This is a genomic window from Parabacteroides sp. AF48-14, from assembly GCF_003477465.1.
Lineage (GTDB): Bacteria > Bacteroidota > Bacteroidia > Bacteroidales > Tannerellaceae > Parabacteroides > Parabacteroides acidifaciens.
Genome location: NZ_QUDI01000032.1, coordinates 1 through 23,363 on the forward strand (window position 1 = coordinate 1; position 23,363 = coordinate 23,363).

The 23,363-nt window shown below is 48.3% G+C and carries 13 protein-coding genes, 2 tRNA genes and 3 pseudogenes; 4 read left to right on the forward strand and 14 right to left on the reverse strand.

The annotated features are described in order from the left end of the window. Positions 1 to 141 precede the first annotated feature (141 nt). The 8 genes and pseudogenes from DW083_RS14885 to DW083_RS14920 form a co-directional block, all read right to left on the reverse strand. A complete protein-coding gene (locus DW083_RS14885; RefSeq protein ID WP_122332908.1) occupies positions 142 to 522 on the reverse strand; it encodes a hypothetical protein in 381 nt (126 codons plus the stop codon). A 151-nt stretch (positions 523 to 673) separates the two neighbouring features. Further along, positions 674 to 8,120 (reverse strand): annotated as a pseudogene (gene sprA, locus DW083_RS14890) (cell surface protein SprA). Positions 8,121 to 8,264: 144 nt separating this feature from the next. Then, entirely contained in the window at positions 8,265 to 8,858 is a 594-nt protein-coding gene (gene ruvA, locus DW083_RS14895) for a Holliday junction branch migration protein RuvA (protein WP_122332909.1), read from the reverse strand. A gap of 203 nt (positions 8,859 to 9,061) precedes the next feature. Beyond that, positions 9,062 to 10,514 (reverse strand): annotated as a pseudogene (locus tag DW083_RS14900) (TrkH family potassium uptake protein). A gap of 1 nt (position 10,515) precedes the next feature. Further along, positions 10,516 to 11,853: a Trk system potassium transporter TrkA gene (trkA, locus tag DW083_RS14905; RefSeq protein ID WP_115498083.1), complete on the reverse strand. Its 1,338-nt coding sequence runs from the start codon at positions 11,851 to 11,853 to the stop codon at positions 10,516 to 10,518. Between the two features lies 1 nt (position 11,854). After that, positions 11,855 to 13,792 carry a 1-deoxy-D-xylulose-5-phosphate synthase gene (gene dxs, locus DW083_RS14910; RefSeq protein ID WP_122332910.1) on the reverse strand — a complete coding sequence of 646 codons (1,938 nt, stop codon included), beginning with the start codon at positions 13,790 to 13,792 and terminating at the stop codon, positions 11,855 to 11,857. Between the two features lie 292 nt (positions 13,793 to 14,084). Next, positions 14,085 to 14,374 (reverse strand): annotated as a pseudogene (locus tag DW083_RS22970) (hypothetical protein); the annotation flags it as partial. An 88-nt stretch (positions 14,375 to 14,462) separates the two neighbouring features. Beyond that, positions 14,463 to 14,837 (reverse strand): helix-turn-helix domain-containing protein, encoded by a 375-nt coding sequence (locus tag DW083_RS14920; RefSeq protein ID WP_122332911.1) that lies wholly within the window; start codon positions 14,835 to 14,837, stop codon positions 14,463 to 14,465. Positions 14,838 to 15,074: 237 nt separating this feature from the next. On the opposite strand from DW083_RS14920, the gene DW083_RS14925 reads away from it, so the two are divergent. Next, complete coding sequence (locus DW083_RS14925) at positions 15,075 to 15,734, forward strand: NAD(P)-dependent oxidoreductase (protein WP_122332912.1); 660 nt, start codon at positions 15,075 to 15,077, stop codon at positions 15,732 to 15,734. Positions 15,735 to 15,762: 28 nt separating this feature from the next. Next, positions 15,763 to 16,413: a DUF1349 domain-containing protein gene (locus tag DW083_RS14930; RefSeq protein WP_122332913.1), complete on the forward strand. Its 651-nt coding sequence runs from the start codon at positions 15,763 to 15,765 to the stop codon at positions 16,411 to 16,413. A 219-nt stretch (positions 16,414 to 16,632) separates the two neighbouring features. Here the strand turns inward: DW083_RS14930 and DW083_RS14935 are convergent. Beyond that, positions 16,633 to 16,705: transfer RNA gene (locus tag DW083_RS14935), tRNA-Phe, on the reverse strand. Positions 16,706 to 16,891: 186 nt separating this feature from the next. Between DW083_RS14935 and DW083_RS14940 the strand changes: the two genes are divergently transcribed. Together DW083_RS14940 and DW083_RS14945 are read left to right on the forward strand one after the other, a co-directional pair. Next, positions 16,892 to 16,965, forward strand: a tRNA-Pro gene (locus tag DW083_RS14940). Between the two features lie 120 nt (positions 16,966 to 17,085). Further along, a complete protein-coding gene (locus tag DW083_RS14945) occupies positions 17,086 to 17,733 on the forward strand; it encodes a pentapeptide repeat-containing protein (protein ID WP_122332914.1) in 648 nt (215 codons plus the stop codon). A 6-nt stretch (positions 17,734 to 17,739) separates the two neighbouring features. On the opposite strand, the gene DW083_RS14950 is transcribed toward DW083_RS14945, so the two are convergent. The 5 genes from DW083_RS14950 to DW083_RS14965 form a co-directional block, all read right to left on the reverse strand. Then, entirely contained in the window at positions 17,740 to 18,006 is a 267-nt protein-coding gene (locus DW083_RS14950) for a GNAT family N-acetyltransferase (protein ID WP_122332915.1), read from the reverse strand. Positions 18,007 to 18,010: 4 nt separating this feature from the next. After that, positions 18,011 to 20,725, reverse strand: a complete 2,715-nt coding sequence (locus DW083_RS14955; protein ID WP_233552228.1) for a DUF748 domain-containing protein — start codon at positions 20,723 to 20,725, stop codon at positions 18,011 to 18,013. Then, complete coding sequence (locus DW083_RS22975; protein ID WP_233552229.1) at positions 20,629 to 21,525, reverse strand: hypothetical protein; 897 nt, start codon at positions 21,523 to 21,525, stop codon at positions 20,629 to 20,631. Before DW083_RS22975 ends, DW083_RS14955 begins: the two co-directional genes overlap by 97 nt. Positions 21,526 to 21,601: 76 nt before the next feature. Next, positions 21,602 to 22,627 carry a virulence RhuM family protein gene (locus DW083_RS14960; RefSeq protein ID WP_122332916.1) on the reverse strand — a complete coding sequence of 342 codons (1,026 nt, stop codon included), beginning with the start codon at positions 22,625 to 22,627 and terminating at the stop codon, positions 21,602 to 21,604. Further along, positions 22,617 to 23,243: an HU family DNA-binding protein gene (locus DW083_RS14965; RefSeq protein WP_122332917.1), complete on the reverse strand. Its 627-nt coding sequence runs from the start codon at positions 23,241 to 23,243 to the stop codon at positions 22,617 to 22,619. The genes DW083_RS14960 and DW083_RS14965 overlap by 11 nt, the downstream gene beginning before the upstream one ends. Positions 23,244 to 23,363: the final 120 nt, after the last annotated feature.

A 23,363-nucleotide genomic window follows, 5' to 3' on the forward strand; every position in this document is an offset into this window, starting at 1 on the left:
CGCGACGCCCCTACGAGGCCTGTTTGTTTCATATTTGGCAAGTTTTGAACCTCCTACAAATTTAAATAATTACAATAACCCCCATCCCGGGATGTTTTTCTATTTCGTCCGAAAAGTTGATCGATTTTGAATTGACTTTTTTCAAGGTTTTAGCCTGTTCGACTGACAACTGAAGAGATGAGGTGCGCAGTCCGTTCCGGAAAGCGTGCAATTTGATTGCCGAAAAACGGAAACACCGGCAAAGTGATAAACCTTAACTCCCGGAGAATCGCCTGTAGCAAAACGAAGACGGAGGGCGTTCCAAATATGCAAAGGAAGTTTTAAAGCCTTGTCGCCACGACGACCGTCTTCATCGCCGTCGCGACCGTCTTCATTTGAATGGCGACCGTCTTCATAGGGTATGACGACCGTCTTCAGGGCGATAAAGTGCCGGGAAAATGAAATAAAGGTTGACTTCCCGGCAATAAGCTCTCGAAAAAGGGGAAAAAGCTCTTTTCTGGCGGCGGAAAAGTGGATTAACATTCGTTTAATTTCGGACCTCTTTTATGTCAGAAAAAAGCGTTTTATACAATAAGCCCCCCCTAAATAGTTGAAAGTTGAAAGTTAAGAATTGAGAGTTAGATGGGACGTATTTAAGAACCATAAATGATACACGCTTTTGGGCGGTTCTCACTTACTGGGCAAGCGAGAACCGCAGGCTGATTCCGTAGTTCGAGTTGGACGTCGGATAGGAAGCGCTCGAGATCAGAGGTTCGTTGATCTGGATATCGTAGAAAGCACGGATCGTCAATGCCCGACTCAGACCGTAATCGGCAGAGAACGACACTGTCTTGGCGATGTTACCGCTGGTAGCCTGCGTCAACTGCGTATCGATTTTCCGGATCAACGACTGCATCTTGTTGTACGAGAAGTCCAGGCGGACAGTCAGGTCGTTGCTGAAGTCGCGTGTCTTCTTCATCTTCAACACCTTGTTGAACTCGGCTAACTTATACCCCAAACCAATCGTTATTTTATTGGAAAGGGCTTCTACCAACTGGTAAGAGGTCGTATTCAAGCTCAGATTGCGGGTCGTCGAATAGTCGGCACGGACCGTGACATTATTCAGCAAAGTCGCATCGGCTCCCAACAGCGGACTGAATGCTTCCGTGATGCTGACAGACGAGATCGAATAAGGAGACGACGGCGTCGGGTTATCATTCAGGATCGACTGTATATATCCCAATCCGTCCTGTCCGGCATCCACCCAGTTCAGGAAAGAGGTGAAAGCGCCGACCGTATAGGAACAACGATACTGATGGCTCAACGTCACGCTCTTGAAATATTTCTTGACAGCCGGTATGCGGACTAATCCGTCGTATGTCACACGCCAGTTCGGCAGCATACTCTTCAGGGACGGGAAAGGAGACAGTCCCACCTTCTTCGGGTCTTTCCCCGTATAAGCCGCCAGGAATGCAGGGATCAGGACATCTGCCGAGTTCGGATTCACACCGTTCACATTGTCTTCTCCCGGGTTGTATGGCATCCCTCCCATACCTTTCTCCGCAATAAAGCCGGCATTCGGATATCTCATGGAGGAATACATATTCTCCAGCCGCTGCGCAATAATTTCACGGTTCGCCACGAACTTGTCGAATGCTTTGGAGGAATAGTTGTTCATCGCATTGCCACTGCCACCGAAAGCACTCCCCAACGCGATAGTCGTCATGGTGAAGTTACCTCCCATAATTTCCGGCATACCGGCATACATATATTGTATTTCCGTATTGCGGGTATCGTTGCGAAGGGCGTTCAGGTCGATCTTCAAACCGGTTATCGGTTCAAGGTTCGCCCGTATGTTCAGATTCTTCGTGCTGGTCATAACGGCAGAGCTGAGGTTACTTTCCGTATTATCTACCAACCAGCCCCTATCGGCCGCCTCATCGATATAACTGCGGCGGACGCTACCAAAGGCAAATCCAAGTCCCGGTGTAAGACCGAATGAAGAATGCCCCTGCCCGAATATGTCACCGATCTCCGGACGGAAACCGGGCAACATCATACCGGCCGAGTTGGTAAACTGGATATTGAAACGCCGTACCATCATCAGGAACCGGGCGCTATGTTCAACCGCCTTATAAAGGAAGTCTTCCGTAGGCGCAGGCCCCGGTATGATCGTCAGTTTAAGATGCGCCGTATCCTGGTTCAGAATCATTACCTGTGCAAAGTTGAGCGGTTTGTATTTGATCCTGTAAACGCGTCCGTCCGCACCACGGGCTGTGATCTGGACCTTCTTCGTAAACATTCCGTGTTCCACAACCGTACCGCTGTCCGGATTCAGGGTTATTTCCTTCTCCAGCTTCGGCTTTTTCTTCTTCTCCGGCTTTTTCGCCGTGGTGTTACGGGTATTATTGAACTTCTGGTTTACCTTCTTCAGATACTTGTTTTTGTTGTAAAGCGACAGCAGGTTCAGATTCGCCTGCAGGTCGAACTGACGCTGGTTCTTGATCGTGTTACCCAACTCGAAACCTTCGCTCACCGTAGCGCCACGATCCCAGTTGTAGGTTGCGTTGTAGCTTAAAGAAGCGTTTGTCCAGTCGAGTACCGGAATCATTTGCAACGGCAGCTGCCAGGTCACCATAAACTGCTGGTCGTACTTCATCGGAGTTCCGAGGTCGGCAATACTCTTCTTTACGGAATCTTTCCACAATTGGTAATCGTCCGGATTAAGCTCTTTGTTTACCTGTACATACGGTTCTTCGATACGGGCATTCGTACCGGAGCTGAACGAGATGTTCAGGTTATTGGTAAACGCCCAGTTCAGACTGAACGCACGGTCCCAATAGAAGTTCTGGCTGAACGTGACCGGGATATCGTTCGTGACACCCGTAGCCGCCCCTGTCAGGTCGCGCAGCTTGATCTCATAGTAGTTACGCATCATCGCCGTCTGGAAATTGATAGACGGCGCCAGGTTCAACGCTAACTGCTTGGCATAGCGGGTATAGCCGTTGTTCTTCTTCAACATCTTGTCGAACGGCTTGATCGGCTTCATATACGGGACATAGCTGTATGCGAAGTTCGCCCGGTAGTCTTTTGTCGTCTCATACTCCGTCTCCGGATTCTTCTTGTCGTTGATGCTGTACGAATATCCGAGCGTAAAGTTCGCCGGATCGTAAGGCATCGGGTTCTTGCTCTTGATATTCACACGCACATTATTGAAAGATACGCTTTTGATCACAGTCTTATCCTGCGAATAACTGCGGATCGAATCTTTCTCAGCTTTCGTGTCCGCCCTGTCGATGGCATCCTTCAATTTTATATCCTGATCCAACGGATTATACTTCGGATCGTATGTTTCCTTTGAATAAGCATAATAGAACGGAATGCTGACCTGTGCCTTTTCCGGGAACAGTTTACCCAGCTCGATGGAAGTGGCGACGTTATACTGCTTGAAGTCTTCCATCCGGCGTTCGTTCAGCGACTGGTCGAGGGCACCGAAACCGGACGTCTCGATACGCCCGCCCACGTTCACCGTACCCAGGTCGGACAACGCGACATTCAGGTTGGCATTGGCAGCCCATCCGCCTTCTTCATTGAAGTCCGTCAGGCGTAATTCGTTCACCCAGACTTCCCCGCTCTTGATATCTTTCGAGTTATTGCGGACACCGATCATAATCGTCTTTACTTCGGCAAGACTGGGGTTACCTTTGACACGGATCATATTAGTTCCGTCCCTGCCGGTAAATTCAGTTTGGAAATTCACGCCATTCTCGCCCGAACGTTTCTGCCGGTTACGTTCCAGCTTCAGGTTTGTCAACACCTCCAACTGGAAGTTCAACGTGTTCTCTGTCGGCCAAACAATCTCCTGGTGTGTCGTATTATTATTGTTATACTCCCCATGCGGAGTCAATTTCAACGGGACTTCATACTCGTAATAGTTGTTCTTATAGTCCGATCCCAAACGGATAAAGACAGACAAGTCACCGCTCGCCAAGTCGTATAGATCCATCTTCGGAGCCTCGGCATGCGTAAACAGTTGCAAGCGTTTATACTGACGCAGGTCGTAGTTCGTATTCTTATAGACGGCACGTGCATCCATTGCTGCTAAATCCGTTACTTTCAAGGAAAGAGCCTGTTCGTTCTCCTGGCGGATTTGCGGCTGGCTCGGGTCTAATACGCGAGTAATACCCGGAGGCAGGACGTAGTTTACCGGGTCGCGGTCGCTATTTTCCTCTATATTGACAGTCGAAACTTCCAGTGTACCTTTGACAGCCGGCGGCATTTTAGGGTCGGACAAGTCTTGCTCATAGCTACGCCATTCACCGCGAACCAACTGCAACGTACCGAAACGCAACACGACGGATTCCCGGAATCCGGTCATATACATACGCATGAAACGGATCGTCTTGAAGTCGTTGATCGCACCGACACGACGTTGGTATTTCTTGATAGGTATCTTAAACTGGTACCAGGTAACAGTCTCTTGCTTATTATTCGCCAGACGAACCGTGCTCGTACGCTTGTCTGCAATGAAGTTAGAACCTACCACTGTATCTTTAGGAGTAATAGCCACTTTATACTCGAAATACTTCTCGTTTTCATTCAGCGTATTATCCTGGTTGATATCTTCCACATCCGGTATGGTTTTGGAAGATGTGCTGTAACGCTCCGGCGAATCATTGATATCTTTCGAGTTACCTTCCGTACCGTTATAGCGTTTGTAGCGGGTTAAGATATCGACATCATTTTGGTCATAATCCGACCCACGGAAGTAATGGAACTTATCGCCGGCAGGATCGGAGAACGGAGACAGTCCCAACACATCGTGGTTCTCCATCGTATCGAGTACAGCCGGACTCAACTTCTGGCGCAACTTATTCAAATACTCCTGATAAGTCGGATATTCCTTCTCTTCCTCCGACGACAGACCGTTCAAGCCGACATCCTGTAACTGACGCGCACCCGCCGTATTATCGAATGCATAAACCGTACTCTGCTGTTTAGGTACCTTACCCCAAACAGTAAAATCAACTTTGGTCGTATCACCGTCGATAGGAAGCCCGTTCTCAAAAAATTTCTTTTCATCCTTCAATATATCTTCTGATATCTCACCGAGGTTGAAGTATAACTCACCTCCTGACGACTGGCGATTCTTGATAAACGGATCAAGCATCCAGAACTCAATATACTCCACGTTAGCCGTCTCGAAGTCACTCTGGTCTATCTTACGCATCATACCTCCGAACCGCTTTTCCGGGTTCTGCAACGTACCGTCCGGATTGATGTTATCGGCATCCAGGTTATACGGGCCACGTTCCTGTGGGTAATAGGCAAGGTTCAGGACGTTCAGCGTATTGCTCTCGCTGATGGTCTGCTGCCGTTCGGGGAACAACTCTTCCGTCTGTATGGCACGCACATAATGGTCGGAGATATCATCCCGGGTGATATGCTTCGGACGCAAAGATGAATTCTGGCGTGTGAACAGCCCGTCGATCGTGTACCAGGCCAACAGGGCACGGCTTTTCCCGTAGTCGATATTATTGACCAGACCCGCCTCCGGGAACTTCATCGGCGTTGCGTCGTCATAAGGGACACTCGACAGCTGCCAGGGATAAGGGTCCGACAAATCGAAATTGCTCTGCGTCGACTCGAAATCATCCAGATAGGAATAGCCGCCCGTATTCTTATTCTCATAATGGCCGGCTATCAGGTGCGCAAACTCTGCATTGAAGGCTATCTGGCTCGGCTTGCTCAGGTTCAGCAACGGCAGTTTGTCGAACATATTGGTCAACCACTGGCTTTCCCCCTTATAGGCCATATTCACACCCCACAGCGTATTCTTGATGGCTTCATCCCCCATTGCCGTCTTGGTGGTAAGCGGCATTTCGGACATATGCATGATGGTTGCACCCAGCATCAGGTTCGGGCTGAACTGGTAGTTCAGGTCCAACCCCATCATCGTCTTGCGCTGCATATTATAGGCCGTCTGGTTCTCCAACGACACACTGACCGGCGTTCCGGACGAAATAATACTCTCGTTCAGGATGGTGACGACACCCGATGTATAGTCTACCGTATAATCCACATTCTCCGTCAGGATAGCTCCTCCCGCCGTCACCTTCACGGAACCGCGCGCCACATTGGATGCCCCCAACTGTATCTCCGCCCCCGAAGAAGCCTTATACTCACCTTCCAGGCGGAACTTGTTCTTTTCGGCAATCTGGCGGGCGACGGTAAGCGTCGAGTCGTACAGTTCCTGGAAAACATATTTATCGGCAATCGCATCATTATTAATCTGCTTCCTCAGGTAAGAACCGAACGGCTCCACACTGGGGAAGATGATCTTCCCATTCTCCGACAAGACAGTGTAGCCGTCTACAAAGTCGAAGATACCATCCGGATGGCGTTCATTGTTCGAGTCGAGGTTATCCAGGTTCAGGACCCTGAGCAGGATTTGGTTGGCAATCGCCCCCTCCGGCAAGTAGTTCACGTATGTACCGGTCGTATCGCTCTGGTACATGATGTTCAGTTTAAACTTCTCCTTCTGCACCGAATAAGCCCCTAACGAATAGACGTTCTTCATCATCAGATCCCAGAACGGCAAGCCGGGCGACATGGCTGTTCCCTTCAACAACTTCACATACAGGCAGGAGTTTGTCGAAGCGGGATTATCCGTCGAGAACTCACCGACCTGGTAGGTCTGCCCGTCCGAATAGGTAAAGTTGTAAGCCACACCCAACACCTCATCCGCCTGCAATTGTGTTTTCAGCGAGATGTATCCCAATTGCGTGTTCACCGTATATTCCGATGCGTCCAACAGGCGGGCACTCTCGACTTTCTCATATTCGGTACCGTTCACAAAGGTGCCGCTGATCGCCTGGTTCACGGTACTGATGTCGCGGGCACCGGTAAACTGCTGGTTCAAGGTACCGTATAATGTATTGCTGTTGTTATAAGGTATGGCCAAAGCACCGCTACTGCTAACTAAGGATGTATTATAAATATGTTTGTGTTCAGCCAAGTCGGAGAAAGCGACGATGTTACGCGACTGGTCGTAATTGCTCCGTTTGTTGGTAATCCAGACCTCCACCTTGCTGATCTTGACAGGCGAAGATACGGACGGCAGGCTTCTGACCGCCTCGTCATACCGGTCGCGGAAGTAGTGCGAGAGGAAGAAGTGGCGGTTCTCATCGTACTGGTCGATCGTCAGCTCGAAAGGCTTCGTCTGCACGCCCCCTTTGGAACTGACCGTTTTGGATTCCGATTCCTGCTGGGCAAACAAGGTGTTAACCCGCAGCTTCCCGAACTGAAGGTCGGCTTTCATACCGAACAGCGCCGCCCCACCATTGATCAACGAGTTGCTGGTCGTCATGCTGACATTACCGGCCTCGAGGGATTTGATAATCTCATCTTCCTCACCGGTATAGGCAGCTTCAGCTTCTTCGAGTCGAAGTCGAAAGAGGTTTCGGTGTTATAGTTCATATCGAAGTTCACCTTGCTGCCGACCGAAGCCTGCACATTGAGTTGCACGCTCTCGTCGAAGTTGAAGAAGGTACGGTTACGCGCCCTTTCCGGCAGTGACGGGTTCTTGGTCTTACTCTGTTTCAGCCCATCTCGACCTCGGCCGAACCCTGCGTCCTTACTCTCACACCGCCCGGACCGAAGATACGCTCGGCCGCGCCGATACCAAACTGCATATCGGTCAGGTTGAACTGCTTCTCGGCTGCCTTCTGGAACTCTTCTTCGTTCTTCTGGCGGTAGTAAGACTGTAGGGATTTCTGGAAACTGTAGTCCTGGTATTCCTCCGGTGTCAGCGAGAAAGGAGTGGTCAGGTCGGCATCTCCCAAGCGGGTACGGACCACGTAAGTTCCGGTCTTCAGGTCATATTCGATGGTCGTCTTGACATTGTCCGGCGTCTTCAGGTCGGCGGGCGACTGCTTGCCGATCTCCTCGTATTCTTCGGGGATGGTCTTAGCTACCGGGAAACGGGTCTGCACCTTCGGCACCGTATCATCCGGCGCTGCAAGCGGCTCCACCTCCGGCAACGAAGCCGTGTAGGCATTGAAGTCCGCATTCAACGAATACAGCCCCACGCCAAACAGTAGAATTGTTATCCAGAGTATATATTTTAGTGTCCTTCTCATTTTTAATTGATAATGGGTTGACCCAATAATCATCTATGCCCCGTCGTGTCATTGCGGGCTTGACCCGCAACCTCATCCTATACTGATTTCCTGTTATTAGGATGGGATGGCGGGGCAAGCCCGCCATGACAGAGTGGCTATTTCCTAAAGCATTCGTAATGCAGTTTTAATTACTTGTTCAACAGCCAATGCAGGCGAGCCTTTCAGGATCGTATTGACAGCCTTTTGCGAAGCAGTCTTCTGGAAACCCAACATCACCAATGCAGCAACAGCCTCTTCCGAGACGGCACTGCCGGCCAGAGTAGACGTGGAGCCTTTTGCGCCCCCCATCCCTTCGATAGGTTTCACCTTGTTTTTGAGGTCGACAAGGATACGTTGGGCCGTCTTCAGCCCGATACCTTTCACACCTGTCAGGGCCGTCTCGTTCTTGTCGGCTATCACCCGCACCAGTTCGGCCGGCGAGAGCGACGACAGGATCATCCGCGCCGTATTAGGACCTACCCCCGAAACGCTGGTAAGCATCAGAAACAGCTCCCTTTCCTCCCGTCCGGCAAAGCCGAAGAGCAGGTGGGCGTCTTCACGTATCACCTCGTACACGTAAATCTTCCCCGTCTGTTTCCCGTTGTAAAAGCTATATGTATTCAGGGAAATATTGAGTTCGTAACCGATCCCCGCGCATTCCACCACGATCCGGGCCGGTGTCAGTTCCACTATTTCCCCCTTGATATATTCTATCATCTTATCTCACATCTTATTAATGATTCGCACCTATTATAACGCAAAAATACGCAAAAGCGTATATATCTCCTAAATAAAATTCAGACCTGCTTCTCCGAAATAAAAACGAATAGGCACCGGTTAAGAAACCAATGCCTATTCGTTTATTATCCGATGCTTATCGGTTTTAGACAGAATGCCTATGCAAACAGACCGATATCCGACTATTGTTTCCAGAACCCCGGCAACAGAATCGTCAGCACCGTGAATATCTCCAACCTCCCGACCATCATCAGGAACGACAGGAACCATTTCGATACCGTCGGGACATCTGCATAGTTGCCGACAGGCCCCAGGCTACCAAGTCCCGGACCGACATTGCTGATAGAGGAAATCGTCGCCCCGATGGTCTCCTCAAACCCCATTCCGTCGAGCATCAGCACCATGCAACTGACGAAGATCAAAGCGATATAGGCAAAAGCAAAAGCCAGAACCCGGTGGACGATATCACCGGAAATCGCATGTCCGTTCATCCGCACCGGGATAATCGCATGGGGATGGGTTTGTTTCTTAAACTCATTGAACAGATTTTTGGCAAGGATTACGAAACGCCCCATCTTCAACCCGCCGCAGGTAGAGCCTGCACAGCCGCAGACCACCATCAGGACGAGTGCCAACAACCAGAAGAACGGCCCCCAGGGATATAGTCCGCCGTTGCAAAACCGCAAGTGGAAACAAGCGTCACAACCTGGAAGATGGATTCCCGGAAAGCTGTGCCGAAATCATCCACGATCCCCCGGTACATGATCCAGGCTGTCGTCATAGCCGTAATGATCAATACGAACCAAAAGAACCAACGCATCTCCTCGTCTTTAAACAACCGCTTTGGGTTGCCGTTGAAGAAGAAGTAGATCAACGTGATATTGGTTGCCCCGATAAACATGAGGCAGTTATGACATATTCGATGTAGGCGGAATCCCAATAGGCAATACTGGCATTCTTGGTCGAATATCCACCCGTCGAGATACAAGTGAGCGCGTGGTTGACAGCATCGTACAAGTTCATGGGACCTGCCCACAGCATACCGATCAGAACAATCGTCAGGAAAAGATAAACACCCCAAAGACGTTTGGCGACCTGCGTCACGCGTGGTCGGAAGCGTTCGTGTGTGATACCCGGAGTCTCGGCATTGAACATCTGCGTAGCTCCCCCACCGATGATAGGCATCAGGGCTACGGTAAAGACAATCATTCCGATACCACCCTGCCACTGGGTGAGGCTTCGCCAGAAAAGAATGCCGTGGGGGAGCGTCTCGATGTCGGTCAGTATGGTAGAGCCCGTCGTGGTGAAACCGGACATGGTTTCAAAGTAGGCATCCGTGATGTTGTCGATATAGCCGCCCAGATAGAAGGGCAGCATCCCCAATAGGGAGAAAAGAGCCCATGTCAGGCTGACGGTCAGCATCCCTTCGCGGCGTCCGGCGGTATGCTCGTTGGCTTTCAGGCCGATCAGGGTGAAAAGGACTCCCGTCCCGAACATGATACCGCTCGATTGCAGTAGCGGATAGAAGTCACTGCCTTTATACAGGAAAGCGACTGCCGTAGCTGCCAGCATAAACAATGTCTCGAGGATAAACATCATCCCCAGCATCTTGATTATAAAACGGATGTTCAGCATATCAATTAAAGTAATCCTCCAATTTGCGCATTGCCGTATCTAAGCAGAAGACGACGACGTGGTCGTAGGCCTGGATCTGCGTATCACCTTTAATCATCATCGGCTCGCCGTCACGGATCAGTCCTCCTAACGTCATATCTTTCGGCAAGTTCAGGTCCTTGACCTGTTTGCGGGTGATTTTGGAATCGGGACGGGCAACGAGTTCTGCCACATCAGCATTGGCAAAGGTTAGGCATTTCACGTTCGACACGTCCGCATCCAGCAGGAACTGGTAAATATAGCTGGCGGCAATCAACTTCTTGTTGATAACCGAACCGATATCCATACTCTCTGCCAGTGGTATATAATCTATATTTTCAATCTTGGCAATCGTCTTGAACACGCCGGCACGTTTGGCGGCGAGACAGGCCAGGATATTTGTACTCGAGTTTTCCGTCAGTGCGATGAAGGCCTGCGCATCTTTGATGCCTTCCTGCATCAGCAGGTCGGTATCGCGCCCGTCTCCGTTTATGATCAGTACGTTTCCGGGGACGACCTCTGCTATGCGGTGGCTCTTGTCCTTGTTCGTTTCGATCACTTTCACGCGGATATTGTTCGGCAAATACTGGCTGGTGCGGATGGCGATACGGCTCCCTCCCATGATGATCACTTTCTTCACTTCCGGGTCCCGCTTACCTGCGTGCAAACGGACATCTTCTATATGACTTTTAGTCGTGGTAAAGAAAACGATATCGCCGGATTCTATCCGGTCGGTACCACGCGGAATGATTGTTTCGTTCTGCCGCTTGATGGCAACAATATGATAGAGCTTCTGTTCGTTCAGCAATTCATATAGATGCTTGTTCACAAGCCGGGAATTGTCGCGCACTTTCACGCCGAGCAGGATCAATGCGCCTCCGAACAGCTCCCAATACTGACGGGTCCAGGGACGTTTTACGGCTGTCACAATCTCCCTGGCTGCCAGCATCTCGGGATAGATCATGGAGTTGATCCCCATCTTTTCAAACAGTTCCTTATTCTTGGGTAAGAGGTATTCGTAGTTATTGATGCGCGTCAACGTCTTACGAGCGCCTAATTTGGAGGCCAGGATACTGGCTGCTACATTGGTCGTTTCTTCCGGAGTGACGCTTACGAACAGGTCGGCCTTTCTGATACCGGCTTCTTCCAGGTCCCGGATAGAAGTCGGATTCCCAACCATAGGCAGGATCTCCATGCTTGAATTTGTGAAATTCAAACGTTCCTCATTCGGGTCCATCAGGATAATATCCTGCTTTTCCTGTGATAACATCTTTGCCAGGTGGGTTCCTACTTCACCGGCTCCGGCTATAATAATTTTCATTTTATATAGTGATTAATGTATGGGGAGTTGCCTTCCCCCTGATAACCATCTTCTTTATTTCATCAGTGATGCTTTGGGCATCCATGCCACATAGTTTGTACTGTTCGGGTATCGGGCCATGTTCGATAAATTCATCCGGCACACCGATTCTTTTTACTCGCGGAGTATAGCCGTTATCCGCCATAAACTCCAGGACAGCACTGCCAAGTCCGCCTTTGACCACACCGTTCTCGACGGTAATGATACGATCGAACTTCTTGCCAACTTCATGCAACAGGTCTTCGTCTATCGGTTTCAAATATATCATATCGTAGTGGGCGACCGACAGACCTTCACCCTCAACCATCTTTATTGCCTTTATCACTTCGTTTCCGATAGGGCCGAGCGAAAGGATTGCAATATCATCCCCATCGCGGAGCTTCTTCCCTTTCCCGATCGGCAGGACGTGCATTTCATTCCTCCAGTCGGCCATCTCGCCTTTCCCCCGGGGATAACGGATCACGAACGGGCCGTTGTTTTCCTTATATCCGGTGTACATCAGGTTCCGCAAATCCAGCTCGTTCAGCGGAGACGATATAATCAGGTTCGGAACCGGACGCAAATAGGCCAGGTCAAACACCCCGTGATGGGTGGCTCCGTCTTCACCGACCAGACCGGCACGATCCAGACAAATCACCATATGCAGGTTCTGCAAGGCAACGTCGTGTATCACCATGTCGTAAGCCCGCTGCATGAAAGAGGAATAGATGTTACAGAAAGGAATCATTCCCTCTTTGGCAAGCCCGGCAGAGAAAGTCACCGCATGGCCTTCCGCAATGCCGACATCAAACGCACGTTTGGGGAATGCTTTCATCATATAGGTCATAGAACAACCGGTTGGCATGGCGGGAGTGATCCCGACGATCCGTTCGTCCTGTTCCGCCAGCTCGACGAGGGTATGCCCGAAGACATCCTGATAGAGTTGGGGCTCATTCAGCTTGTGGACGATAATACGCTCACCCGTTTCTTTATTAAAAAGGCCGGGGGCATGCCATTCCGTTGCCGATTCTTCGGCAGGTCTGAAGCCTTTGCCTTTCTTTGTTTTGATATGCAACAGCTTGGGGCCTTGCATATCCTTTATGTCATTCAGAACCTTAGTCAGATACCCGACATCATGCCCGTCAATAGGACCAAAGTAGCGGATGCTGAATCCCTCGAACAAATTATGCTGCTGTGTAAGCAATGCCTTCAGACTATTGTTAAAACGCAGGATATTCTCCCGCCGGTCATTATTGATCAGCTTCATCTTGCGCAAGCCGCGATAGACGTCATAGCGCATCTTATTATATGCCTGGCTGGTCGTAATATCAACTAAATATTGGCTCAAGCCACCGACAGCGCGATCTATCGCCATGTCGTTATCATTAAGGATAATCAACAGGTTGTTCGGATTGGCCGACGCATTGTTCAGCCCCTCAAATGCCAATCCGCCCGTCATGGCTCCATCACCGATTACGGCAATCACATGCCTGTTCGCTTCATTTTTCAATGCCGAAGCGACCGACATACCCATTGCTGCTGAAATAGAGTTTGAGGCATGGCCGGCAATAAACGCATCATACGGGCTTTCCTGCGGATTGGGGAAACCGCTGATGCCTTTAAACTTCCGTAAAGTATGAAATGCTTCCCGCCGGCCGGTCAGTATTTTATGGCCATAAGCTTGATGCCCCACGTCCCAAACAATACGATCGTAAGGGGTATTAAATACATAATGTAAAGCAACTGTCAGTTCGACTGTACCGAGGCTTGCCCCCAAATGTCCGGGGGTTTCAGAGAGTATATCTATTATATATTGACGCAACTCTGCACATACCTCTTCCAGTTTATCGGGGGACAATTTCCGCAAATCCTCCGGGTAATCAATGGAACTTAATATGTGTTCATCCTTGCATTCTGTCATAATCACTGTAATTTTGTGGCAAATGTAAAGAATTAACGGGAGATAAAATAGTTTTAGTATGTCATTCTTTAGCAGTATGACACAATTACATCATATCTTCCATTCTTTTTATGCCTCCAATATTACTGATCTACTCTGAATTAGTTCTATTCATAGGCATAGCCCGGAGGTTAAGGCCGGTTGTCGTCTATCGTGACAGAAACAGTTGCCTGAGAAGAGCGGAACTTTTCCTGATTATATAGATAATGCAGGCCTTTAATATCGTATATGACAGTTGCTTTACCTTTATATCTCTGCATTTTCCCTCATAATCGGATATATCCAAGATTTCCGACAAATTATCCGTATTGTCATTGGTAACGCCGAATAGCTTTACCCCTGGCGTATCAATCAGTACTCCTGAATCCGGCAATAGCACCATCTCCCTACGGGTTGAATATTCTCCGGTGAGAGTTGCAGCATAAAGCGTTCGATTCTGCGTACATTGAAGCTGCTATCCAGACTTTGGACAATAAATGCTTTGTCAATATGAGAAGCGATGGCTTGTCTATCCGATACGGAACCGCTTTTAAGTCGATAAACTTAGCTTTGCTTCCGTGCAGAAGTCTTTTATCGCTCGTTGTCTGCATCTGTGTAGATATTGAACAACGAACATGGTGTAGTATTATGGTTAGTCTTTCGATTCATTTCGTTTGCGGTCTTTCATTATACTATCCATTTGGTCTTTAGCCCAATAGATAAGAGAGTTCAAATGGGGTAATAATGACAATCCTCGTGGGGTTAAAGAGTATTCCACTTTTGGAGGGATTTGTGCATAGACTTGACGTTTTACAATGCCATCTTGTTCCAAGGTACGTAATGTTACAGTTAGCATCTTTTGTGAGATGTCGGGTATTGTTCTTTGGAGTTCTCCAAATCTCATGACGGGAATTTGTTCCAATGTGAATATAGTCAATATCGACCATTTATCACTAATGCGGGAAAAAATGTTTCTTATCGGGCAATTCTGAATGAATATTTCATCTTTTAATTTATCTGCTTCCATAAGGTATTGTGCTTTAATTGCTATACAAAAGTAACTTAAAAACTAATTAGATGCAAATACACCTTATTTATTGTGTCAAAGTAGGTTAAAGTAGAAAATGTAATTCATTCAGGTTCAGTATTAGTTTCTGTATGGTAAGTATATGAGAGTTCAGTATCTACTTGTATTTGTTTTTTAAAGTATAGAACTTTGCATCATCAAAGAACAACGTCGTATTCATTAAAAAAAATATTTGTCATGAAGAATGTAGCATTAATCGGTGCAAGTGGTTTTGTAGGTAACGCAATTCTGAATGAATTGTTGAACAGAGGGCATTATGTAACGGCTATTGTACGCAATGCCGCCAAAATGAAAGTAAGTTCTCCAAATTTGGAGATTAAAGAAATTGATGTGGAAAATACTTCCGCAATGATTGAGACATTAAAAGGTAAGGATGCGATTATAAGTGCATATAATCCGGGGTGGTCAAATCCGAATATGTATGAGGACACACTACGTGTCTATCCAAAGATTTTGGATGAGGTGAAAGCATCGGGTGTAAAACGCTTTCTGGTTGTGGGTGGCGCAGGTAGTCTGTTTGTTAAACCCGGTCTGCGTTTGGTTGACACGGGAACTTTGCCGGATGCGTGGTTGCCCGGTGTTAAGTCTATGGCGAAGTTCTTTCTTGAAACATTAGTCAATGAAAAAGAGCTTGATTGGGTATTCTTCTCTCCGGCGGCAAATCTTGGTAATTTGACAGCCGGTGTACGCACTGGTAAGTTCCGCTTAGGGAAAGACGACCTGATTGTAGATGAAAAGGGTGAAAGTTTCATTTCTGTAGAAGACTATGCTATGGCAATGGTGGACGAGTTGGAACTGGAAAAACATCATCAGGAACGTTTCACAATCGGTTATTGATTCATTTTTAATTATGATAAAAAGTAAAATGAAAAAGTCGTTTCTTTTCTTAGCAATTCTTATGTCATCACAACTTTGTATGGCACAGTCATTAGAAAAAATGCAATGGTTCAATGAGCCAGAGCAATGGAAAATCAGTGACAAATCTCTTTCTATGTTTGTCACACCTCAAAGTGACTATTGGCGGATTTCTCATTATGGTTTTACTGTTGATGATGCGCCTTTCTATTACACCACCTATGGAGGAGAATTTGAAGTAAAAGTTAAGGTTACAGGAGATTATAAAGTACGTTTCGACCAAGCAGGTTTAATGCTTCGTATTAACCATGAGAACTACATCAAAGCAGGCATCGAGTTCGTAGACGGTAAATTCAATTTGAGTACCGTTGTTACCCATAAAACATCGGATTGGAGCGTAATTACATTAGAAAAAGCTGTTCCATATGTATGGATAAAGGCCATCAGACGATTGGATGCTGTGGAAATCTTCTATTCGTTCGATGATAAGGAATACACGCTTATGCGCAATGCTTGGTTGCAGGACAATACGCCTGTGCAAGTAGGACTGATGGCGGCTTGTCCGGACGGAAAAGGATTTAATGTTACCTTTGAACACTTCAGGGTAAAACATCTACCTGACCATCGTAGGCTGGAATGGCTAAAAAAGAATGCAGAATAGAATACTCACAGCGTGAATCTTCTATATCTGATATCAAACGATAATACAATCAACGACTTACAGCACAAATCGTGGGCACTTTTTTCGAGACTAAAATTGTCCACGATTTAACACTACGGAAGTGCGTAATTTTGCCAAAAATATGCGGATTAGGAGAAAAAGAAAATCCCTGAAAGATTTAATTTTCAGGGATTTACCAAATTTGAAGTCTTTTAAAAGTGGTGCCACCAGGAATCGAACCGGGGACACAAGGATTTTCAGTCCTTTGCTCTACCAACTGAGCTATGGCACCGTTGTTTTGTTTAACGGGTGCAAAGGTAAACATTATTTGTTACAGTCCAAATTATTTGATGAAAAATATTCAAAGAAATTGGAGACTGGGTGGTGGGGCGAAAAAAATCACGGCAGAAATGAAAAAAAACAGCAAAAGTATTTGTCGTTTAAAAATTAGTTGTACCTTTGCAGCCGTAATCAAAAACGGGATGTAGCACAGTTGGCTAGCGCGCCACGTTCGGGACGTGGAGGTCGGAAGTTCGAGTCTTCTCATCCCGACTACAAAAGAGGATATATCGAAAGATATGTCCTCTTTTTTTATTCATTTATCCCGGTAGTCAGTATCTTTACCGGAACATTCAAAAATCTTTACCCGGACATTCAAAAAACAGACATCATATGAAAATTACACAACCCCGTTTGGCAAGTACGCTGCACGAAGATATAGACATACAGGCAGCGTTAAAGAAGAACGACGAAGATTTGACCGAGTATTCTTTCAAGAGCCTGCGCATAGAAGGGCTGAAGAAAGATAATCTTTCGGTACAGTCCTGCGTTTTTGCCAACTGTAGTTTCGGGGAGTGCAGCTTTAGGAAATCACAGTTCAGCGACGTGGTTTTCAAGAACTGTGACCTGTCGAACGTCAACTTTACAGGCTGCGGCTTCCACCGGGTGGAGTTTCTCGGGTGCAAACTAATGGGAACCAATATGGCAGACGGGATATTCAATCATATCACGTTTGACGAATGCCGGGGAGAATATATGAATCTTTCGATGAGCAAGCTGCGCTATATACAATTCATCCGCTGCAACCTCCGGGGAGCCGGAATAGAAGGATGCCAACTTACAAGTGTCACTTTTGAGGCCTGCAACCTGATCGAAGCCGAGTTCTACCGGACTTCCCTGAAAGGTATCGACCTGTCGGATTCCGAAATATCCGGCATCCGGATCAGCAGCCTTGCCGGTAGCGAACTGCGGGGCGCTTCCGTCTCTTCCCTGCAAGCACTGGATTTAGTGCGGATGTTAGGTGTCGAGATAAAGGACTGACCTCTTCTATCTGGCATACTCCGGATGGCGGTGCAACCAGGCAACGGCATATGAACAGGTCGCCAACGGCTTCATTCCGTGTTCGATTGCATAATCATAAGCGTATTTCACTAAAGCGGCAGCCACTCCACGGCCTTCAATGGCCGGGGGAACGATTGTGTGGATAATATCCAGTTTGTCACCGGACAGACGATACTGTACAAAGGCCGTTACGCCATCCAACTTCGTTTCGAAACGATTCTTTTCGGGATAATGAGTAATTGTGTAATCCATATTTTTAATTATTTACCGGTTCAAATTCCAATGATAAAGTATCTTCTTTATTCCCTTCCGGAACGGTTTTCTCCGTCGCCTTCTTTTTACCGCGGAAGAAATTCTTCACCTTTGTAAAGAAAGTCGCGACGTGTTTAGCCACATCCTGTTTCTTTTTGGAGACACCGACCGACTCGATCAGCGGCGGCCTCAATATCTGCCACAAATAGTTGAAGGTGGAATGATAAGGATCTCTTATTATTGAAACATTCGAATGACGCGGATTGTTATAACCTTTCCTTGTTTTATCCGGATTATCATGTTTTAAAATAAGATTGACAAGGCTTGTCAGGAACTTCTTGTCCGTCAGTTCCCCGTCTTTCTCTTTCAACAGGGCTGCTTTCAAATCATTATACAGGAAAAGCATCTCTACGGTTGCACCTTTGCTGGAGGCTTCCGTGCTGAACGTCATTTCCCGGACATGCCCGCTCTGGACCTCGGCCGAAGCCAAAGGGACAATCAACTCATTCAAAGCCGTCAGGTCAAAACTATCCAGACGGGCATTCAGCAGAAAGCGGTCGTTCAGCGAATCGACAGGCAATTTCCATGTCGCGGTAAACGCCCCCTGCCCCATCAGCTTGCCGTTGGCATCCAGCCGGATGTATTGGTCCGGACGGGAAACAAGATTCGTGAAGCCGGAAAACGTACCGTTCATATCCGTAAAGAAGAGCTTGCCGGGCGTCTTCCCCTTCTTTGCCAACTCTTCATAAACAACAGAGAAGTTCTTCACTCCCACCCGTTTGAAATCCAGTTTGACAGGCGCCTTCTGGAGACCGGAATAGATCATCGGAACGATATGCCGGGGTCCCGGAATCTGCTGGTTCTTGAAGTTCTGCAACACGGCGTCCGACACTTGCACATCGTCGATCCGGAGCACTTTATCCGTGAAATAGGAAGGCAGGTCGATACCGGTCAGGGAAACGCTTCCGACACTCACATCAAACCAATCCGCATGACGCGGCTGCAAATAGGCAAACTCCATCTTCGGGTAGGGAGAGACAAGACGGATATGCTCGACAAGCGCACTCGATTTAGTCAAGTCCACACCGCCCAGCTTCAAGGTGTAGAAACCGTTATCTAACGGGAGCACTAAGTTACGGGTCGAAAAACGGATATCATCCAGTTTATAGGAACGCCGGCGGTTGTCTACCGTCAAACCTTCCACAAGCAGATTTGTGGTGTCCAGCTTCTGATGCTGCAACGAATCGCTTTTACCATAATAAGCATACTGTATATTCGCATCGGTCAGGCTGAACCTGTCCAAAGATATCTCTCCGGCAATCTTTCCTAACGTCGCATATAAATCCACCGGTTCCTTCTTCGCCTTACGGGACAAGGTATCCGGATAACGGCCGGGATAGATATCCGCAACCGGGCTATCCAACCGGATTGTCCCCAACTTCAACGACGTGCTGTCCCAGGAAATGCCATCCAACGCTAAACGTTTGAGCGAAGCCGACAATCCGCCGCCATCCGGTTTGAACACCCGGATATCGGGCGAATCCACCTGAAACGAAGTCAGCCGTATGTTCCGGTCCGGACGTTCCGGTATGCGTTTCAACCCGCTTATACGGAGTTCGGGAGACGAAAAGCGGACGAATGTTTTCCCCTTCTGCCTGCCCGTTTCCTCCGGAAGCAATTTGATATCCTGCAATTGCAAAACACCTTTTACGGTAGAGAACTGTCCTTTCCGAACCGAGAGACGATACTCTTTTCCCGGCAGGTAATTGTCAAAATTGCTGAAACTAAAGCCCATGTCCTGATAATCGAAGAACAGCCCTTTGCCCTTCCCCGTCTCCCGGTCCACTAAAATATCCGTGGCAAAGAAGTTAAAGTCGTTCAGTTTGTAAATGACCGGCTCGGCAGCACTCTTGTCTTCCACCGCCACATTCCCGTTATTCAGGCTCACCCGTTTAACGGAAAGATAGCGCAGGAACGGATTCAGAATTGCTTCCACATCCACCCGGCTATTCATAGGGGCCGCTGCTTTCACTTCCTTCTTATGAGAAGAAGGAGCCACCACATAATGAAGATCCGGCCGATCGACCTTCAACAACCGGGCACTAATCCCTTTGTCATACAGCAAACCGCGGATGCCAACCGTATCGATACTGCCGGACATATAATCGTTACGGCTCCGGATCGACAGCGGACGCAAACGGACCTGTTCCAGATTAAAGTCCCCACTTTCCGTATCCAGCGCCATGCGTTTCACCGTAAACCGATGATTACGGGCTGTCATCATGCCCTCGATATCATTCGCCTCGAACGAAAAGTTGCGCGAGTACCAGAGGCCATGCCGGGCTTCCGAGGCAGAGTCCACCCGGAAATCGTACGCATGAAAGTCGAAGTTTGCCAGTTTATAAACCTCAACCTTCTCTTTTACGGCAAGGGAATATTGCAGCTTCGCCTTCTCGATCCCGATCGTCCCGATGGAAACAGAATGCAGGACCGGCGAGATCACATCATATAGCGACAGGGAATTTACCAGGGAATCCGTTTGCACGGGACGGCTTTCACCAGCCAGATTAAAGGCCTGTATATCCGAAGAAGCGATATCGAAGGAGCGTGCAGTCAGGTAGTTCAGTGCATTTTCGCGCCGGAATTGGATTCCCCGCACCTCGACTGCCTGATCAGGGCATCCAGGTAGCTGTCCGGCCGCCGCCGGCTTTTCTCCCACAATTCGCCTTGCGGGGTAAGACGGATATCGGAAATAGAGATAATCGAATCTTCCGTGCTCAACAAGATACGTTCCGTTTGCAGGCGGAAGTCATTGTTCGTCAGCAACGTCTGGGGCTGGTTGGTGATGAAGTCGAAGTTATCGCAATAAAGCAGTTTCCCGCTTTCGGACGAGTTCTCATCCAGCCGGAAACCATACGCATGGAAACTCACATTCGTCAATGCATATATTATAGGTAAGGCGGGATTCTGAACGGAATAGGAAACGCTGGCATTTTCCAGATCGAGCCTACGGACCGTCAATTCATTGATATAAGGAGAGATCACCTCATACAAAGTCTTGGCTTCCGGCTCTTGCTTCACCTTCACCCCGGTACGCGTCGAATAATACGGGCTGAACACCTGTATGTCCGGTTGGCGGATTTCAAACGAATCGAAATGCAACTGTTTGTAACTCCACCGCCAAGTCAGGTTCACCCCTTTAAAGTCAATCATGCCGACCTGTGCCATTACATAGACAGAAGGCAAACTGTCCTTCCTTTCCCAATTCCGGAAGACTGCCGGTTCGGGAAACAGCTTCACCCCTTCGAGCTTCAACTCTCCTTTGAAGAAGCTGATGGAAAGATTATCGAAGGAAAGGGTATAAAAGCCATCCGTCGCCTCCGCCGTCCGGTGAATCAGTTCCTTGCGCAGGTAGCGTTCAAGGCGTTTGGTCAGATGAAGGTTCAGCAGGAAGAACCCGGCAGTCAGCAACAACGCGACTCCCAGCATATACCCTATAACTTTCTTCGTCTTCCCCATAAAACTGCAATTTAACTCTGTCTATATAAATCAACAAAATAAACAGCGTTAAGTTGCAAAAGGCTGTAATTACCTTTCAGTCTTCAAACAAGCCTTTTATCTCCTTATCGAAGTCCGATTCGAACAGGCGATCCTGAACGATACGATACTTCTCGAACTCTGCTTCGGCATGCATCTTCGCCGCCTCCGCACTGATATGTCCACCATCGGTCAGAAGCTGCCGGTCGTCTAATTGCAGGAAGCGGTCGATATGCGTCGCCCAATCCTCCATCGTCATGGGAATATGCCGTTTCGCCCGGCTTTCCGCCAGGTCAAGAAAGGCGTTGACCAGATGCCCCATTTCGTCCAGCTCATTTTCCCGAAGATAGTTCTTTGCTATGCTGACATCGGTCTTCACAATCTTTCCATTCGGGCTGTTTTCCCACGTAGTCAAGCCCATGTGCTCCTTGCCGGCGTCTGCGCGCGACATGATTAACTCGGCCGCCGTATGCCCGTGAATGGCGTAATGCATCTTGTTCTGTACCTTCTTAAAGAACATACGGGTGGTCGGCGCATCCCTGTTATAGTCGATACTGGTCGCATAGATATCGGTCACCTTCTGATAGAAACGCCGTTCGCTCAAACGGATCTCCCGGATTTCGGCCAGCAGATGCTCGAAGTAATCTTCGCCGATAAAAGAACCGTTCTCCATCCGTTTCTTATCTACCACATAGCCGCGAATGGCAAATTGGCGGAGTACGGAAGTGCACCATTGGCGGAACTGGGTGGCACGGATAGAGTTGACGCGGTAGCCGACGGAGATGACGGCATCCAAGTTATAGAACTTTACGTTATACTGCTTCCCGTCAGTTGCAGTTTGTCGGAATTTCCGACAAACTGAATCTTCTTCCAATTCACCGCTTTGAAATACATTCTGCAAATGCTCAGCAATGGTTGAACGTCCTTTATCAAATAGAACCGATATAGCATCTTGCGTCAACCAAAGCATCTCATCCCGGTAAAGCACCTCCACTCCTTCTTCTTTATTCTGAAGCTGGAATATCAGGAACTCCGCCGTGCTGTTACGGATCTGCAACTTCTTGTTTTTATCTTCATTCTCCATTTTCCGTACTGCTTTCTGTCTGTTTTGCCAGCCCGTATTGTGCGTTCGAGCGATAGCCTAACCGTACGATTTTTCCTTCTTCCCGCAACTCCCCGAGGTCTTTCAAGGCCATATATTTGGAACAACCGTTCAAGCCGCGGCAGGATGAAGACGAAATCGTCTCGTTCGCCTGCAGGTAGTTCAGGATATTCGCTTTCCGCTTGTCGGCGGATAAACCTTTCAGGCGGCTTTTCTCTCCGGAACGCTCCACTTCCATGTGCTTCAATTCCCTACGCAACTCTTTGGCGCAACGGAACACCACTTTGTTAAACTGTACGTGCTTCGGCTTGATGTCCTTCTCCTCCATAAGTGCCGGGCATTTCATCGAGACCGTAAACGTGCCGAGCCCTTCCAACTCGATAATCGCTCCGTGCTTCAAGCCGGTTGCCAGGCGATTCTTCAAGGCTTCCAACATTCCTTTCACGTCAGCCGTACTGAAAGAGCAGCTATCCGATATGTATTCGGCCAGTTCTTCCGTGCGAATGATACGTTGGTTCACTAAACGGGCGTGCAAGGTGGGTTTTCCATTTTTTCCTTCTTCGCCGGGATTTTTAAATAGGCTGTATTGTGCCGTCATCTGCTGTGTTTTTTTGTTTTTCCTGCTTCCTGATTTTGCTCACCCTGCTTCCGTTTACAGGAAGCGTCCATGCAATCCTTGTTCGACCCGGGTCGGACAGCTGTCCGACGGGAGTCAAAC